Annotated in this window: 14 protein-coding genes, 1 tRNA gene and 1 other RNA gene; 2 read left to right on the top strand and 14 right to left on the bottom strand. The window is 65.2% G+C overall.

Annotated elements, in window-relative coordinates:
* Positions 1-2: 2 nt before the first annotated feature.
* The 6 genes from dnaX to ABIC75_RS19310 all read right to left on the bottom strand — a co-directional run bounded on the left by dnaX (position 3) and on the right by ABIC75_RS19310 (position 4,178).
* Positions 3-1,691 (bottom strand): DNA polymerase III subunit gamma/tau, encoded by a 1,689-nt coding sequence (gene dnaX / locus ABIC75_RS19335; protein WP_354015533.1) that lies wholly within the window; start codon positions 1,689-1,691, stop codon positions 3-5.
* Between the two features lie 122 nt (positions 1,692-1,813).
* Positions 1,814-1,910: signal recognition particle sRNA small type (gene ffs, locus ABIC75_RS19330), an RNA gene on the bottom strand.
* A gap of 60 nt (positions 1,911-1,970) precedes the next feature.
* Positions 1,971-2,063: transfer RNA gene (locus ABIC75_RS19325), tRNA-Ser, on the bottom strand.
* A gap of 100 nt (positions 2,064-2,163) precedes the next feature.
* Positions 2,164-2,667 carry a DinB family protein gene (locus ABIC75_RS19320; RefSeq protein ID WP_354015532.1) on the bottom strand — a complete coding sequence of 168 codons (504 nt, stop codon included), beginning with the start codon at positions 2,665-2,667 and terminating at the stop codon, positions 2,164-2,166.
* Positions 2,668-2,691: 24 nt separating this feature from the next.
* Entirely contained in the window at positions 2,692-3,450 is a 759-nt protein-coding gene (locus ABIC75_RS19315; protein WP_354015531.1) for an MBL fold metallo-hydrolase, read from the bottom strand.
* Positions 3,447-4,178 (bottom strand): 3-deoxy-D-manno-octulosonic acid kinase, encoded by a 732-nt coding sequence (locus tag ABIC75_RS19310; RefSeq protein ID WP_354015530.1) that lies wholly within the window; start codon positions 4,176-4,178, stop codon positions 3,447-3,449. Before ABIC75_RS19310 ends, ABIC75_RS19315 begins: the two co-directional genes overlap by 4 nt.
* Before the next feature lie 50 nt (positions 4,179-4,228).
* On the opposite strand from ABIC75_RS19310, the gene ABIC75_RS19305 reads away from it, so the two are divergent.
* The gene (locus tag ABIC75_RS19305) at positions 4,229-5,272 is read left to right on the top strand and encodes a glycosyltransferase family 9 protein (RefSeq protein ID WP_354015529.1); all 1,044 of its coding nucleotides are present in this window, start codon (positions 4,229-4,231) and stop codon (positions 5,270-5,272) included.
* Positions 5,273-5,322: 50 nt separating this feature from the next.
* Here the strand turns inward: ABIC75_RS19305 and ABIC75_RS19300 are convergent, their stop codons facing one another.
* The gene (locus ABIC75_RS19300) at positions 5,323-5,721 is read right to left on the bottom strand and encodes a DUF6165 family protein (RefSeq protein WP_354015528.1); all 399 of its coding nucleotides are present in this window, start codon (positions 5,719-5,721) and stop codon (positions 5,323-5,325) included.
* Between the two features lie 160 nt (positions 5,722-5,881).
* On the opposite strand from ABIC75_RS19300, the gene ABIC75_RS19295 reads away from it, so the two are divergent.
* Positions 5,882-6,352 carry a glycine zipper 2TM domain-containing protein gene (locus ABIC75_RS19295; protein ID WP_354015527.1) on the top strand — a complete coding sequence of 157 codons (471 nt, stop codon included), beginning with the start codon at positions 5,882-5,884 and terminating at the stop codon, positions 6,350-6,352.
* Between the two features lie 64 nt (positions 6,353-6,416).
* On the opposite strand, the gene lpxK is transcribed toward ABIC75_RS19295, so the two are convergent.
* The 7 genes from lpxK to ABIC75_RS19260 all read right to left on the bottom strand — a co-directional run bounded on the left by lpxK (position 6,417) and on the right by ABIC75_RS19260 (position 14,777).
* The gene (lpxK, locus tag ABIC75_RS19290) at positions 6,417-7,397 is read right to left on the bottom strand and encodes a tetraacyldisaccharide 4'-kinase (protein ID WP_354015526.1); all 981 of its coding nucleotides are present in this window, start codon (positions 7,395-7,397) and stop codon (positions 6,417-6,419) included.
* Between the two features lie 9 nt (positions 7,398-7,406).
* Positions 7,407-9,179 carry a lipid A export permease/ATP-binding protein MsbA gene (gene msbA, locus ABIC75_RS19285; protein ID WP_354015525.1) on the bottom strand — a complete coding sequence of 591 codons (1,773 nt, stop codon included), beginning with the start codon at positions 9,177-9,179 and terminating at the stop codon, positions 7,407-7,409.
* Positions 9,176-9,607: an ExbD/TolR family protein gene (locus tag ABIC75_RS19280; protein ID WP_354015524.1), complete on the bottom strand. Its 432-nt coding sequence runs from the start codon at positions 9,605-9,607 to the stop codon at positions 9,176-9,178. Before ABIC75_RS19280 ends, msbA begins: the two co-directional genes overlap by 4 nt.
* Before the next feature lie 3 nt (positions 9,608-9,610).
* Positions 9,611-10,282 (bottom strand): MotA/TolQ/ExbB proton channel family protein, encoded by a 672-nt coding sequence (locus ABIC75_RS19275; RefSeq protein ID WP_354015523.1) that lies wholly within the window; start codon positions 10,280-10,282, stop codon positions 9,611-9,613.
* Between the two features lie 133 nt (positions 10,283-10,415).
* Positions 10,416-12,713 carry a DNA internalization-related competence protein ComEC/Rec2 gene (locus ABIC75_RS19270; RefSeq protein WP_354015522.1) on the bottom strand — a complete coding sequence of 766 codons (2,298 nt, stop codon included), beginning with the start codon at positions 12,711-12,713 and terminating at the stop codon, positions 10,416-10,418.
* A gap of 113 nt (positions 12,714-12,826) precedes the next feature.
* Complete coding sequence (gene lolD, locus ABIC75_RS19265) at positions 12,827-13,537, bottom strand: lipoprotein-releasing ABC transporter ATP-binding protein LolD (protein WP_354015521.1); 711 nt, start codon at positions 13,535-13,537, stop codon at positions 12,827-12,829.
* Positions 13,530-14,777 (bottom strand): lipoprotein-releasing ABC transporter permease subunit, encoded by a 1,248-nt coding sequence (locus tag ABIC75_RS19260; RefSeq protein WP_354015520.1) that lies wholly within the window; start codon positions 14,775-14,777, stop codon positions 13,530-13,532. The genes lolD and ABIC75_RS19260 overlap by 8 nt, the downstream gene beginning before the upstream one ends.
* Between the last annotated feature and the right edge of the window lies 1 nt (position 14,778).

Raw genomic sequence — 14,778 nt, 5'->3', positions numbered from 1 at the left:
TTTCAGTGTTCAAACGGCTTGATCGACTGCGGCACCACTCGCGCGCCGAATTCGCGCTTGAGCGATTGCACCAGGGGATCTTCCTCGATGGCCTGCTCGGCCGCCGACTGTGCGGCCACGCGGGCGTTGGCGGCGCGTGCCGCAAGGGTTTCACCGGCCGCACCGTGCTCTTCGACGAAGCGCAGCTTCACGCGTTCGCCCAGCGCCTGGCTGACTCGCTCTTCCATCTGGCCAACCATGGGCTCCACGGCCAGATGCATGTGCATGGGTTGCAGCGCCAGCACCAGCGTGTGGCCTTCGCGATCGCGCAACACGGCGTTTTGCGCCAGCTGTCCCAGCGGACCGCGGAAATTGGCCTGCTCGATCAGGCTGTCCCAATGCGGCAGGCCGCGCGCATCCACCGCCACCGGCGCACGCGGCGCAGGCGCCGCCGGTGCGGCCGCAGGCTCTGCGGCGGGAGCCGCACGTGCTGGTGTCGGCGCTGCCACGCTGGCCATATGCATGCGCTCATTGGCCACCGGTGCCGCTGAACGCGGCGCCGGCGCGGCTGGGCGAGGTGCGCTGCTTGCGGCCGGACGTTCCGCATGGGAGGAACCGCCGCCATCGGCGGGACGGAATGCCAGCATGCGCAGCATGGCCATTTCGAAACCGGTGCGCGCATCGGGCGCCAGCGTGAGATCGCGGCGACCCGTGGTGGCGATCTGGTAGTAGAGCTGCACGTCTTCCGGCGCCAGCTGTTGCGCAAGCTCGACCAGCTCGCTGTCATCGCTGCCGTTTTCTTCCGGACGATAGCCCGGCACGAGCTGGATCAACTGGATGCGATGGAGCACGCTGGAAAGATCGTCCAGCACGCCACCGAAATCCGGCGAGAAGGAGGCGATGCGCGTGCATTCCGCCATCAGCGATTCGCCATTGCCTTCGGCCAGCGCCTGCAACAACCCCAGCACCTGACCGCGCGCCACGCTGCCCAGCATGGCGCGCACGTCATCCACCTTCAGCGAGCCACCGCCATAGGCGATGGCCTGGTCGAGCAGCGACAAGCCATCGCGCAACGAACCATCGGCGCCGCGCGCCAGCTCGGTGATGGCGGCGTCTTCGTACGAAATGTTTTCCGCGCCCAGGATGTGGCGCATCTGTCCGGAGATCTGCTCCGGCAGCAGGCGCTTGAGATTGAACTTCAGGCAGCGCGACAGCACCGTCACCGGCAGCTTTTGCGGGTCGGTGGTGGCAAGCAAAAATTTGACGTGCGGCGGCGGCTCTTCCAGCGTCTTGAGCAAGGCGTTGAACGCCGGCTTGGAAAGCATGTGCACCTCGTCGACCAGGTACACCTTGAAGCGGCCGCGGGCCGGCGCGTACTGCGCGTTCTCGATCACCTCGCGCACGTCGTCCACGCCGGTGTTGCTGGCCGCGTCGATTTCCAGCAGATCCACGAAGCGGCCCTGGTCGACCGCCGTGCAGACAGCGCACTCGCCGCAGGGATCGGCCGACTCGCCGCGCTCGCAGTTGAGCGACTTGGCGAAGATGCGCGCAATGGTGGTCTTGCCTACGCCACGCGTACCGGTGAACAGGTAAGCGTGGTGCATGCGACCGGTGTCGAGTGCATTGGTGAGCGCGCGCACGACGTGCTCCTGCCCGACCAGTTCGGCGAACTTGCGGGGGCGCCACTTACGCGCGAGTACCTGATAAGACATACCGTGCCTATCTTTGGGCGAATGTCGATTGTGCCAAGTCACCGACGGCAAGTCAGTAACGCGCGGCTCATCCTGCAGTATGACGCGGGGCGGCGCCGCAGCGAGGCCCGAAAAGGCGGCGGCCCTGCCAGCCACACCCCGGCACCCGAATCATTCGCTACCGTTGCTCCCTTCCGGGCCTGGCGGAGTTTACGAACTATCGTCGCGGGGGGACCGACAGGGCCACCATAGAGACGTACATTGTGCGTCGGCTCAAGGCCGGCGCCCGGTTTCACTCACTGGCGGAGAGGGCGGGATTCGAACCCGCGATACGGGGATAAGCCGTATACACACTTTCCAGGCGTGCTCCTTCAACCACTCGGACACCTCTCCGCAATGGTGAAACCGCTTGCCAGGCCATCAGGCCCCGGCAAAGAGGCGAAAGGATAGCGGGACGGGGCCTTTCACACAAGATAGCCGCCCCCCGCCGGGCTTATTCCTGCGGCACGTCCCGCAGGAAAACCGGCAGGTCCGTGGCCGGCGGCTTCACCGGCACCTGATAGAACATGTCCGCCACGAAACCGCGGTGATAGGTGGCGTGATTGACCACGTGCAGCACCATCTCCTCGCGGCTCATACACCCTTCCCCGCCACCAATGAACTGGAAGTCGACCATCTCGGCGGCCTGCTCCGGCGTGAGCGCGCTGGCGTATGCCAGGTACCACGCATTCATGGCCTGCTGGCGCGTCCACAACTCATCGAAGGACAACGGCTCGGGCGTGATGCGACTGGCGTAACCATGCGCTCGCCCTTGCAGATGGGCCTGGAAGATGTCGTCGACCACCCAGCTATGGGTGAGCGTGCCCAGCATGTTGCCGAAGATGGTGGCGTGCGGCGCCGTCGAGGCGCCTTCCGGCAGGGCGGCGACCGCGTCGTAGATCCGCTGATCGGCCCAGGCGCGATAGCGCAGCAGCTTGCGAAGATGGAGCGTGGACATGAATCGTCAATCCAGAAGTAGCTATCAACCGGCGTCGGGGCGCGTCGGCGTGGGCCGTGGCAGCGCGATGCGTTCGCCCGTGCGCGCCACGGTGTAGCCCCGCGATACCAGTGCCTGTCCATCCGTTTCGCTGCCGTAGTGATAGAGCCGCAGGCGGGAGCGCCAGGCTTGCGGATATTCGCGCTCGATGTCGTCGATACCGGTATGCGAGGGGTTACCTACCAGACCGCAATCGTGGGCGATGAGTTCCGCGCCATCGGCCACGCGCGCAAGCACTTCGGGTATCGGCCGCGTGTCGCCGGTGTAGGCAAAGCTGCCTGCCAGAGCCACGCCGTAAGAAGTACCGGCCATGTGGTGGCGCGTACCGAATACGTCGAACCACAGGCCATCCAGCCAGAAGCCGCGCGTGCACGGCACCAGCCGGAACGCTTCCCAGAAATTGACGCCGCCCTCGGCCAGCACGTTCGGATAATCCGCCACGCGCGCCTGCAACCACGGCAGCAGGCCGGCATGCACGAACACCTGCGTGCGTCCGCGCCACTGCTCGTCGAACCACAGGCGGAAGAACAGGCGCTCCATGCCGCCGATGTGATCCATGTGCGTATGCGTGATGTACAGCGCACGTGGCGGCTCGCCGTACGCGGCGACGTAGCGATCCAAAGTGTCGGGGCCGCAATCGATCAGCAGCAACGGCTTGCCGTCGCGCTCGAGCACGACGGCCGAGGAACCCAGTTCCACGGCATGCGCCGCACCCACACCCAGGAAATGCAGGGACCAGTTCATGCTCTCAGCGTACGCTCGTAGCGATAGACAAGGGGTTTCCAGAGGCTCTCTTCGAATGCGGCCTCGCCTTGCGCGGCCGCGCCGAGCTTTACCAGCGAACGGCGCAGACGCAGCAGATTGGCCTGCTGCCAGCCGTCGGCAGGATCGCGTTGACGGCCGCGGTCGAAATCGATCAGGTAAAGCTCGTCGTTCGTCACCAGCACGTTGTGGGCGTTGAGATCCGCATGCCAAATGCCCGCCCGATGAAAACGCGCCACCAGCGCGCCCACCAGCTCGGCCATCTCGCCATCGAGTTGCCCCGACGCCAGGCATTCGGCCAGCGTCTGCGCGTTAGCGATGCGGCGCGTGATCAAATCAGCCGTGTAGAACAACCCCTGGCGAACGTAACGACAGGCCACGGGCGGCGCACTGGGCAGGCCCAGCGAGGCGATAAGCGCCAATAGGCGGAATTCGGCGAAGCTGCGCGTGTGGTCAGCGCCGCTCCAGAGATAGTGGTCGCCCATCAGCTTGGCCACCATGCCACCGCGTCGGTAATGGCGCAGCACACACACTCCGGCCGGCGTGTCGATGATGGCCACGCCGCCACGACCACCCGATTGCTGGCGCAATGCACCGCGTTCGCGCCACGCTTCGGGCTCGAACCAGTCATCCTCGACTTGTGGCGACACCGCGGCGTCGAACAGAATCGCACCAGCGGCGCCTTCGCGAATTCGTTCCTGCATCGCCATCGTTGCTTCAGACGCCCGCCCAGAGCCCTCAGTTTGGTGATTCTAGCCTAATGCCCACGCCTGCCTCGATCTGCCTGCTGCGCACCTCCGCCATCGGCGACGTCACCCATGTCGTGCCGCTGGTACGCACGCTGCAAGCCGCGTGGCCGCAAACCCGCCTGACGTGGATCGTAGGAAAACTCGAACGCAAGCTTGTGGGCGACTTGCCCGAGGTGAATTTCGTGACCTTCGACAAGGGCGCGGGCTTCGCCGGCATGCGCGCCGTGGGCGACGCACTGAAGGGCCAACGCTTCGATGCGCTGCTGCAGATGCAGGTCGCCTTGCGCTCCAACCTGCTCAGCCTGTTCATCAAGGCCGACCAACGCATTGGTTATGACAAGGCCCGCGCCAAGGACGGACACCGTCTGGTCGTGAACCAACGCATCCCGGCGCGCACCGGCGAACATGTGCTCGACGCCATGGGCAGCTTCTGCGAACCGCTGGGCCTGAAGCAAACGCAGGTGCGCTGGGACATTCCCATTCCCGATGAAGCCCATGCCTGGGCCGCCGAACAATTGCCGGGCGAGCAGCCGACGCTGCTGGTCAGCCCTACCTCCAGCCACGTGCTGCGCAACTGGCGACCGGAACGCTATGCCGCCGTGATGGACCACGCCGCGACGCGAGGTTGGCGCGTGGTGCTGGTCGGCGGGCCGTCGGAACTGGAGCGCCGCCTGGCGGACGCCGTCATCGCGGCCTGTCGCCATGCGCCGCTCGACCTGACCGGCAAGGACACGCTGAAGAAGATGATGGCCATGCTGGTGCGTGCGCCGATGCTGCTCACGCCCGACTCCGGCCCCATGCACATGGCCAACACGGTGGGCTGCAAAGTGCTGGGCCTGCACGCCGCCAGCAATCCGAACCGGTCAGGCCCCTACTCCGACCGCCGCTGGTGCGTGGACAAATACGACGAAGCGTCGCTGAAATACCTGGGCAAGCCCGCAAGCGAGATTCCGTGGGGCAGCAAGATCGAAAGACCCGGCGTGATGGACCTGATCCCGGTCGATGAGGTGATCGATCGCTTCGAGGCCTGCGCCGCGCACCTGGGCCTGGCCTAAGCCGTCACGCGGAAGCGCAACACCGCGCTCCCGCGTGACCCGGCGCGGGATTACTTCGCGCGGTAATCCTGGTACGACTTCTCTTCCACCAGCTGCGAGCCGAGCTTCACGTTGATCTCGCGCTTCACCGCCGCACGCTCGTCGTTCTGGAAGTACACCGAACGGGCCAGTTCGATGAACTCGGCGTCGAAGGCCTGCGCCTTTTCCTTGAGGCGGATGCGGTCCTCGATGTCCCACAGCGCTTCGTTCACGGCCAACAGGCGCGCACGCTCGGCGGCAATGTCGGTCTTCGATGCCGGATGACCGGCCCAGGTGGCGTTGAGCAGGTCCAACTCGGTGCGCACGTTGGCCACCTTGGCGGCGTCGGTGATCTGCTTGGACTTGATCTCCAGGATGGTGATCTTGTCGATCAGCTCGCCGTAGGAAACCGGAACTTGGATGAGGCTCATGACAACTCCGAGGGCTTGGCCTTCGCATCGTGCCGGAACGGTCACGGTGGCTGGCCGGAAAAGTGCACATGATAGAGCGTCTTTGGCGGATCATTCAGTCCGCCATTCAGTCTGCCTCGCTAGACTGGTAGCGCAACATTTCCCAATGGAGAGAGAGTCCATGTTCACCCCCCGTATTGCCGTGTTGTCCCTGGCAGCCCTGCTGGCTATCAGCCCCTTTGCCGCCAGCGCCCAGCAGGCGTCGCGCAACGGCGTGCTGGTCCGCAACGACGGCATCTACCTCCGCTGTGACCAGTGCGGCACGGTGGAATCCATCGACCAGAACATCACCCAGGGCAACGACCACAGCATGGCCGGCACCATCATCGGCGGCATCGCCGGCGGCGTGCTGGGCAACCAGGTCGGCAAGGGCAAGGGCAACACCCTCGCCACGGTGGCCGGCGCCGTAGGCGGCGGTTACGCGGGCAACCGCATCGGCGCCAACAGCGGCCGTCCCACGGCCAGCTATAGCTTGCGCATCCGCATGGGCAACGGCGCCTACAGCAACGTAACGGTGCCGGACGCCAGCGCCATCCGCACCGGCGACCTGGTCCAGATCGACCCGCAGGGCAACATCGTCCGCATCCAATAATTGGCGGACCTGAGGTTCAAAGAAAAAAGCCGACCTGCGAGGGTCGGCTTTTTTCGTGGCGAGATCAGCGCTTCGCGCGCTGCACGCGCGCTTCGACATCGTCAAAGAATGCCGGCGGCAACATGGCCCGAACTGGCACTGACCACCAATGCGGCTGGGCCAGCGCACGGCATTTCACGGCGTCCTTCTCGGTCATCAGCACCGGCTTGCCGTCGTTGAACGAGAGATCGCTCGCCACGAAAGCGTGATGGTCGGGAAAGGGATGCTCGATCACCTGCAGCCCTTGCGCGCGCAGGCTCGCAAAGAATCGCAGCGGGTTTCCAATGGCGGCGACCGCGTGCACGGCTTGCCCGGCGAAATCGGCCAGCGGCTGGGTGTGGTCATCGACCAGCGCTCGCACCGTGCCGCCTTTCAGCTCCATCGGAATATCGCCCGGCGCCACCACGCCGCCGTTGCACACGCGGTAGTCGACCTTCTGCAGGCGGGACATGGGTTCGCGCAGCGGACCGGCCGGCAGCAGTCTGCCGTTGCCGAAACGGCGAACACCGTCGATCACGCAAATTTCCAGATCGCGCGCGAGTGCGTAATGCTGCAGGCCGTCGTCGGCGATCACGACATCGCAACCTGCCTCAATCAGTAGCTTCGCCGCAGCCGGCCGGTCGCGCCCCACCGCCACCGGCACGCCGCTGGCGCGAATCAGGCAAGGCTCGTCGCCGACCAATGCGGGATCGGGCGATGCATCCAGCAGCACGGGAAGCTTTTGCGTGCCGCCATAACCGCGGCTCACCACGCCTGGCGTGTAACCGCGCAGGCGCAGCCCTTCGGCCAACGCAATGGTCAACGGTGTCTTGCCGGTGCCGCCCACGCTCAGGTTGCCGATCACGATCACCGGCGTCGACAAACGCACGCTGCGCAAAACGCCCATGCGATACAACAAGCGTCGCAACGCGATAACGGCGCCGTAGAGCCACGAGAGCGGCCCCGTCCACCACGGCGCGCGTGCCATGCCGTACCACGCCGATTCGAGGCGTTGGGCCAGCGTCATGCCGCGGCCTCAGTCACTGGCCTGGCTGTGGAACTGCATGCGGTGAAGCGCCGCGTAGTGGCCGCCCACGGCGAGCAGCTCGGCGTGCGTGCCGCGCTCGACGATGCGGCCCTGGTCCATCACGGCAATCTGGTCGGCGTGTTCGATGGTGGACAGGCGATGCGCGATCACCAGCGTGGTGCGGTCCTTCATCAAGCCCTGCAGGGCCTGCTGGATCAGCCGTTCGGATTCGGTATCGAGCGCACTGGTGGCTTCGTCCAGCACCAGGATGGGTGCGTTCTTGAGGATGGCGCGCGCGATCGCCAAGCGCTGGCGCTGGCCGCCCGACAGCAGGTTGCCGCCCTGGCCGATGACGCTGTGGATGCCCTGCGGCATCTTCTGGATGAACTCCCACGCGTTCGCCGCCTTCGCTGCGGCGATCACGTCGGCCTCATTGGCACCGGCGAGTTCGCCATAGGCGATGTTTTCCGCCACGGTACCGTCGAACAGCACCACGCTCTGCCCCACCCACGCAATCTGCCGGCGCAACGACGCCAGCGTGAAGCTCTCGTAGTTGGCACCGTCGACCAGAATGCTTCCGCTGGTGGGTTCGTTGAAGCGCGGCAGCAGGCTGACCAGGCTGCTCTTGCCGCTGCCCGAGCGGCCGACGAGCGCGGTCACCGTGCCTGGCGCGCAATGAAGGCTGATGTCGCGCAACGCTTCGAACTCGCCCCGCGGATACACCAGGCCCACATGCTCGAAACGGATGTCACCCTGCGCCCTTTCCAGCACGCGTTCGCCCGCATCCACCTCGGGCGACGTATCGATGATCTCGAACAGATTCTCCGCCGCCGAGATGCCGCTCTGGATATTCGACTGGATATTCGCCAGGCGCCGCAGCGACGGCATCATGCCACCCATCGCCGTGAGCACGGTGACGAACGTACCGGCCGACATGTGCTGGATCTCGAACGGTCGCGTCGCCAGGAACACCATCACCGCCAGCGCCAGCGCGGCGACCGTCTGGATGGCCGTACTGGATTGTGCGTTGGTGGAGGCAATCTTCAGGTTGAGGCGACGGGTGTTGTCGGTCACGTCCTTGAAGCGCGCTGCGGCCTGCACCTGTCCGCCATAGACGCGGATCTCGCGGTGCGCCTGCACGGATTCCTCCACCGTGCCGGTCACCGACCCCATGGTGCCCTGGATGCGCCGGCTGATGCTGCGATAGCGGCGACTGACGACGCTGGCGATCAGCGCGATCAGCGGCACCATCACGAACAGCGCCAGCGTCAGGTAGGGGCTGGTATTGAGCATCACGTAAAGCATGCCGATGACGGTCACGCCTTCGGTGACCACCACCTTGATCGCATCGGTCGACGCCACCGCCACCTGTTCGCTGGTGTAGGTGATGCGCGAGACCTGGTGGCCCGAATGTTCGCTGCCGAAAAACGTCGCCGGCAAACGCAGGTAGGCGGCGAACACGTCGCGCTGGAGCGCATTGACGACGTTGCGGCCGATGTAGGCCACGCCATAGCTGCTTGCAAACGTGCCCACGCCACGCACGAGAAACACCAGGATGATCCAGATCGGCATCCAGAAGATCAGCACCGGATCTTTCTCGACGAACAGCTTGTCGATCATGGGCCGGAGCAGCTGCGTGAAAACCGCCAGGCCACCGCCATCGATGATCATGCCCACGATGGCCACGACGCCGACCACCCAGAATCGCTTGGTGTAGTTGAGCAGTCGCTTGTAGACCCGGAGCGTCTGCGCGTCCCAGATCTTTACCTTGCCGTTGCTCACTGGGCGTTGTCCGCCTGACTGGGCGTCGTAGCGATGGACAGCTTGGTGAAGCCGAGCTGGCCCAGTGCGTCCATCGCAGTAACCACGTTCTGGTGCGGCGTCATCGCATCCGCGCGAATGGTGACCTGACGCTCGCGGTCGTCGCCGGCGACATTGGCGATGGCCTGCTTCAAAGGCTCGACGCCTTCGCCGCGCACTTCATCGCTGCCCACGAAGAAATGGCCGTCGCGATCCACCACCACGGTGAGCGCGGGCGCCTGCATGTCGCGTTCTTCCGCGCTGGCCTTGGGCAGCGTCACCTGCATCCGCGAGTGCTGGATGAAGGTGGTGGTAAGCACGAAGAACATCAGCAGGGTAAGCAGCACGTCGATCAGCGAGATCACGTTGATCTCGAAGTCGTCTTGCCGACGGTCGTTGCCGATACGCATGCGTCAGCTCGCGCTCGACTCGGTGGTGGCGGCCGTCGCACGCGGCGCGCGGGTGCGCGGGGCTGGCGCGGGCTGGTTCACGGTCAGCTCGTCGAGCAGCTCGGTGGCCTGCTTCTCCATCGCCACGCAATAGCCAGCCACCTTGGAACGGAAGTAGCGATGCAGCACGTACGCAGGAATGGCCACGATCAAGCCGGTGGCGGTACAGATCAGCGCTTCGCCGATGCCGCCGGCCATCTTCATGGGATCGCCCACGCCGCCGCGCATCACTTCCATGAACATGCGGATCAGGCCGATCACCGTGCCCAGCAGGCCGAGCAGCGGACCGATCAGCGCGATGGTGCCGAGCGTGTTGAGGTAGCGCTCCATGCGATGGACGACATGGCGGCCGGTATCCTCGATGCGCTCCTTGATGAGCTCACGCGGACGGTTGCGCACGGCCAGCGCCGAGGCCAGCAGTTCGCCCAGCGGCGAACCGTTCGCCAGGGTGTTCAGATGGTTCGGATCGAGCTGGCCCGAACGCGCCCAGTTGCGCACTTCCTCGCCTAGGCCGGGCGGCAGCACCGAGCTACGGCGCAGGGTCCAGCAACGCTCAAGCACGATCGCCAGTGCGACCGCCGAACAGATCAGGATGGGCAGCATCGCCCAGCCACCAGCCATCAAGATATCCAGCACAACGACTCCGAGCCACTTCGATCGTCAGGGAGGCCGCATCATAACAGTCTCGCCCGGTCGTTCCGCGGCACCGGTGGCAGTTGCGGAACGCACCTGCCGGGGCCGCGAACGGCGTCCGGCAAGGCCCCTAGTCTCATTCGCGCCAGTAGCGAGACTGGCGTTGGCGCCAGGTGGCCGCCACATGGGGCGGCCGGTCCGGTGGCGCGTCGATCTGGATGGCACCGGTGACCGCGGTATTCAGCCATGGCACGCCGGCCTCCTCATAGCGCTTCATCACGAGCGCGCTTGGATGATGGAAGCGATTGCGCCAGCCCGCGGACACGAGCGCCAACGCGGGCAGGCTCGACTGGATGAAGATGGTGCTGGACGACGTCTTGCTGCCGTGATGGGGAACGGACAGCACCAGCGGCGGCCCCGGTGACAAGGCCGCTGCCACCGTCGGCTCGACGGCCGCCGTGATGTCGCCCGTCAGCAGCGCGCGGCCACCCGTGCCTTCCACCAGCAACACGCACGAGCGGTCGTTGGCCGGCCCGTCTGCCGGGCCAGAAGGCAGCACGCGCACGGTCACGCCATCCCATTGCCATGTCTTGCCGGTCTCACACGCCGCCATCGCGATGGGCAATCGTTCCGGCTCGCCCGAGATGCGTTCTGCTTCCGGAAACATGGCGGCAACGGCGGGTGTGCCGCCTGCATGGTCGTTGTCGGCATGACTGGCGACGAGCAGGTCGAGATGTTCGATGCCGAGCGCGTGCAACGAGGGAAGTACGGCCGCCTCGCCCAAGTCAAAATCCGATGGGTAGCGCGCACCCGCGTCGTAGACCAGCGCGTGATGCCGGGTGCGCACCACCATCGACAAACCCTGCCCCACATCCAGCATCCACAATTGAAAGCCGCCCTGCGCGGGCAGATCGCGCGACGGAAAAAGCAGCGGCAGGAACAAGAGGCCGCCCAGCCAACGCATGGGCACGCCGCGCGGCGCGAACAGCCACAGCGCGCCGCAGGTAGCCAACCCCAGCGCCCACCACGTGACTTCGGGCAGATACCAGTGCGCGCCCGGCCAAGTAGCCATCCTTTCCAGCAGCCACCATTGCGCATGCGCCAGCCACGCCGCGCACCAGAACACCGGCTGCGCCAGCGGCGGACAGACTCCCAGCAGGATCATGCCGACCAGCGTGACAGGCACGATCACGAAGCTCACGAATGGCACCGCGATCAAATTCGAGAGCGCGCCCACCAAGGACGATTCGCCGAAGAACCAGATCGTCAACGGCAACAAGGAAAGCGTCATCACCAGCTGACCCGCGCTCAGCTCATGCAGAAAGCCACGCAGCCCTTTGCCCCGCGTCGTCATGCACACCATCAGGAATGCCACGCCGATGAAAGACAGCCAGAATCCCGCCGACAACACCGACAAGGGATCGACCAACAGCACTGCAAGCAGCGCCAGCGAGAGTGTCTGCGTTCCCGACGGATGCCGCCGCGAGCAATGCGCCAGCGCCACGATGGCGATCATCAGCAAGGTGCGCACGGTCGGCAGTCCAAAGCCGGCCAGCGCGCTGTACACACCAGCCACCACCAGGGCCGCCATGGCTTGCGCCAGTTCCCTGGGAAGTCGCCATCCCAGTCGCGGAAACAGCAGGTAGATGAGTCGGGCGAGCCACACGCCAAACAAGGCCGCCACGCCCACATGGAAACCCGAGATGGCGATGAGATGCGGAATGCCGTTGGCCCGCGCCACCTCCCAATCGTGCTGGCGCAGTCCACGCGTGTCGCCCACGGAAAACGCCTGCAGCAAGGCGGCATCGTGCGGATCGCTCACACGCGCAGCAACGCCGCGACTGATCGCCGCTCGAACGGCGTTGATGCAAAAACCCGCGCTTCCAAGCGGCACATTACCCGCGCCATCACGCACATAGCCTACGGCCACGATGCCGCGTTCGAGCGCGCTGCGTTCGCTGTCCGCGCCGCCGGGATTGATCATTCCGCGCGGACGCCTGAGGCGCAGGGTGAGTTGCCAGCGGCTGCATGGCAATACATCAGCGGCGCCGTTGTACCAGCTCACCCGCACGCGCCCGTGCAAGGGCACCGGCGTCCGGCCGAACGAAGCGTGCTCGATGCTGAGCAGAAAACCGGTGGCGTCCTCGCGCGTTTGCGGCAGATCGCTCACGCGGCCGACGACAGTGATGTCCTGCCCTTCGCGTTCACGCGGCAGGCGCGCATCCATCGCGGCGCCGCCGCGCCAGCACGCCCAGGCGATGCCCAAAAGACACCACGCCAACGCACGCCCGTACCTGCCAAGGCAAAGCACGACACAGGCGACCGCAACGAGCACGCCGCAGGCCCACGCCGGCGGCAGCACCACCAGCCATTGCACGGCGAGCACGCCGAGCAGCAGCATGATCGCCGGCACGAGTGCACCGTCCTTGCGCACGTTCCGTTCCCTTCCCTGCGGAAAGCCAACAGGTTAGTGCGAGCGACACAACGACGACGCCGAAAAACGTGTAGGCATGAACGAGAAAGGCCGCCTTGCGGCGGCCTTCGTCATCACGCGTGGATTTTCTCTATGAGGCTGCCGTTGTGCAGCTCGAGCGTGCGATCCATGCGCTTGGCCAGTCGGTTGTCGTGCGTGACCAGGATGAAGCTGGTGCCGATCTCCTGGTTGAGTTCAATCATCAAGTCGTAGACCTGCGCTGCATTGGTCTCGTCGAGATTGCCGGTGGGTTCGTCGCCCAGCACCACGGCCGGACGCGTCACCAGCGCACGCGCCACGGCACTGCGCTGGCGCTCGCCACCGGAGAGTTCCGCCGGCTTGTGATGCAGGCGCTGCGCGAGCCCCACGCGACCGAGCAGCGCTGTCGCCTGACGCTCCGCCTCGCCGATGGACACGCCACGTATCAGCAGCGGCATGCACACGTTTTCCAACGCGGTGAACTCCGGCAGCAGATGGTGGAACTGGTAGATGAAACCCATCGAGCGGTTGCGCACACGGCCGCGCTCGGCATCGGAAAGGCTGGACAGGTTGCGTCCCTCCACTTCCACTTCGCCACGCGTCAGCGTGTCCAGGCCACCGAGGATGTGCAGCAGCGTGCTCTTGCCCGAACCGGAGGCGCCCACGATGGCCAGCGTCTCGCCGCGATTCAGCGTGAAACTGACGTCGGAGAGCACATCCGTCTTCAAGTCGCCTTCTTCGTACGTCTTGGCGATATGGCTGGCACGCATCACCACGCCGTTGGCGGAATTGTTCGGCTTATTCATAACGCAGCGCCTGCGCGGGCTGGGTGCGCGACGCGCGCCAAGCGGGATAAAGGGTGGCCAGCAGCGAGAAGATGAAGGTGACCAGCGCCACCCAACCCACATCGCCCGCGTCGAGTTTGCTCGGCAGCTCGCTGATGTAATAGACGTCCGGCGACAGGAAGGTCACGCCCGTGACGTGTTCGATCCACTTCACGATGCCGGGCAACTTCCACGACAGCAGCGAACCCAGGCCCACGCCGAAGCCGATGCCCACGAAGCCCACCAGCACGCCCTGCACCATGAACATGCCCATGATGCTGCGTGGCGTGGAACCCAGCGTGCGCAGGATGGCGATGTCGGCCTGCTTGTCCGTCACCAGCATCATCAGCATCGAGATGAGGTTGATCACGGCCACGAGAATGATCAGCGAGAGGATGATGAACATCACCTTCTTCTCCATCGAAATGGCGGAGAAGAAATTGGCGTGGCTATCCATCCAGGTGTCCACGCGATAGACCTGGCCCAATTGATCGGCCAGCTCGCGCGCCACTTCGCGCGCGTTGAACATGTCGTCGAGCTTCAGGCGAATGCCCGTGGGCCCGCCAAGGCGATTGAGTCGTTCGGCATCGGTCATGTTGACCAGCGCAAGACCCGAATCGAATTCCTGCATGCCCATCTCGAACACGCCCGACACGGTAAAGGTTCGCAGGCTCGGGACGCTGCCGGTAATCGGCGACGACTGGAACGATGGCACCGCGACGATGACCTTGTCGCCCACCGCCACGCCCAACTGCATGGCAAGCTCACGGCCCAGCACGATGTTCCAGCTACCCGGCACCAGCGTGCCGAGCTTGCCTTCGACCATGTGCTGGTCGATGTCCGACACCTTCGGCTCTTCCGCCGGTTCGATGCCCCGCAGCAAGCCGCCGGTCGAGCGGCGCGCCTGCAGGAAAGCCTCGCTCTCGACGTACGGCGCGGCGCCCAGCACATGCTTGTTGGCACCGGCAATCTTCACCGCGCGCGGCCAGTCCTGCACGGCCTCGCCCGGCATGCCGGAAACCGTGGCGTGCGAAATGGCGCCGAGGATGCGCGAGCGCAGCTCGTCATCGAAACCGTTCATCACTGACATCACCGTGATCAGCGCAGTCACGCTGATGGCGATGCACACGATGGAAACCGTGGAGATGAAGGAGATGAACTGGTTGCGACGCTTGGCGCGGGTATATCGCAGGCCGATGAAAAGCTCTAGCGGTCGGAACATT

Origin of the sequence: Dyella japonica (assembly GCF_040545895.1) — a bacterium.
In the GTDB taxonomy this organism is placed as follows: Bacteria; Pseudomonadota; Gammaproteobacteria; order Xanthomonadales; family Rhodanobacteraceae; genus Dyella; species Dyella japonica_D.
This window is presented reverse-complemented; position numbering and strand designations above follow the sequence as displayed.

Coding starts and splice junctions, on each gene's coding strand:
- ABIC75_RS19280 (WP_354015524.1), bottom strand. CDS start 9,607: ATGCGTATCGGCAACGACCGTCGGCAAGACGACTTCGAGATCAACGTG.
- ABIC75_RS19305 (WP_354015529.1), top strand. CDS start 4,229: ATGCCCACGCCTGCCTCGATCTGCCTGCTGCGCACCTCCGCCATCGGC.
- ABIC75_RS19260 (WP_354015520.1), bottom strand. CDS start 14,777: ATGTTCCGACCGCTAGAGCTTTTCATCGGCCTGCGATATACCCGCGCC.
- ABIC75_RS19300 (WP_354015528.1), bottom strand. CDS start 5,721: ATGAGCCTCATCCAAGTTCCGGTTTCCTACGGCGAGCTGATCGACAAG.
- ABIC75_RS19295 (WP_354015527.1), top strand. CDS start 5,882: ATGTTCACCCCCCGTATTGCCGTGTTGTCCCTGGCAGCCCTGCTGGCT.
- lpxK (WP_354015526.1), bottom strand. CDS start 7,397: ATGACGCTGGCCCAACGCCTCGAATCGGCGTGGTACGGCATGGCACGC.
- ABIC75_RS19310 (WP_354015530.1), bottom strand. CDS start 4,178: ATGGCGATGCAGGAACGAATTCGCGAAGGCGCCGCTGGTGCGATTCTG.
- dnaX (WP_354015533.1), bottom strand. CDS start 1,691: ATGTCTTATCAGGTACTCGCGCGTAAGTGGCGCCCCCGCAAGTTCGCC.
- lolD (WP_354015521.1), bottom strand. CDS start 13,537: ATGAATAAGCCGAACAATTCCGCCAACGGCGTGGTGATGCGTGCCAGC.
- ABIC75_RS19315 (WP_354015531.1), bottom strand. CDS start 3,450: ATGAACTGGTCCCTGCATTTCCTGGGTGTGGGTGCGGCGCATGCCGTG.
- ABIC75_RS19320 (WP_354015532.1), bottom strand. CDS start 2,667: ATGTCCACGCTCCATCTTCGCAAGCTGCTGCGCTATCGCGCCTGGGCC.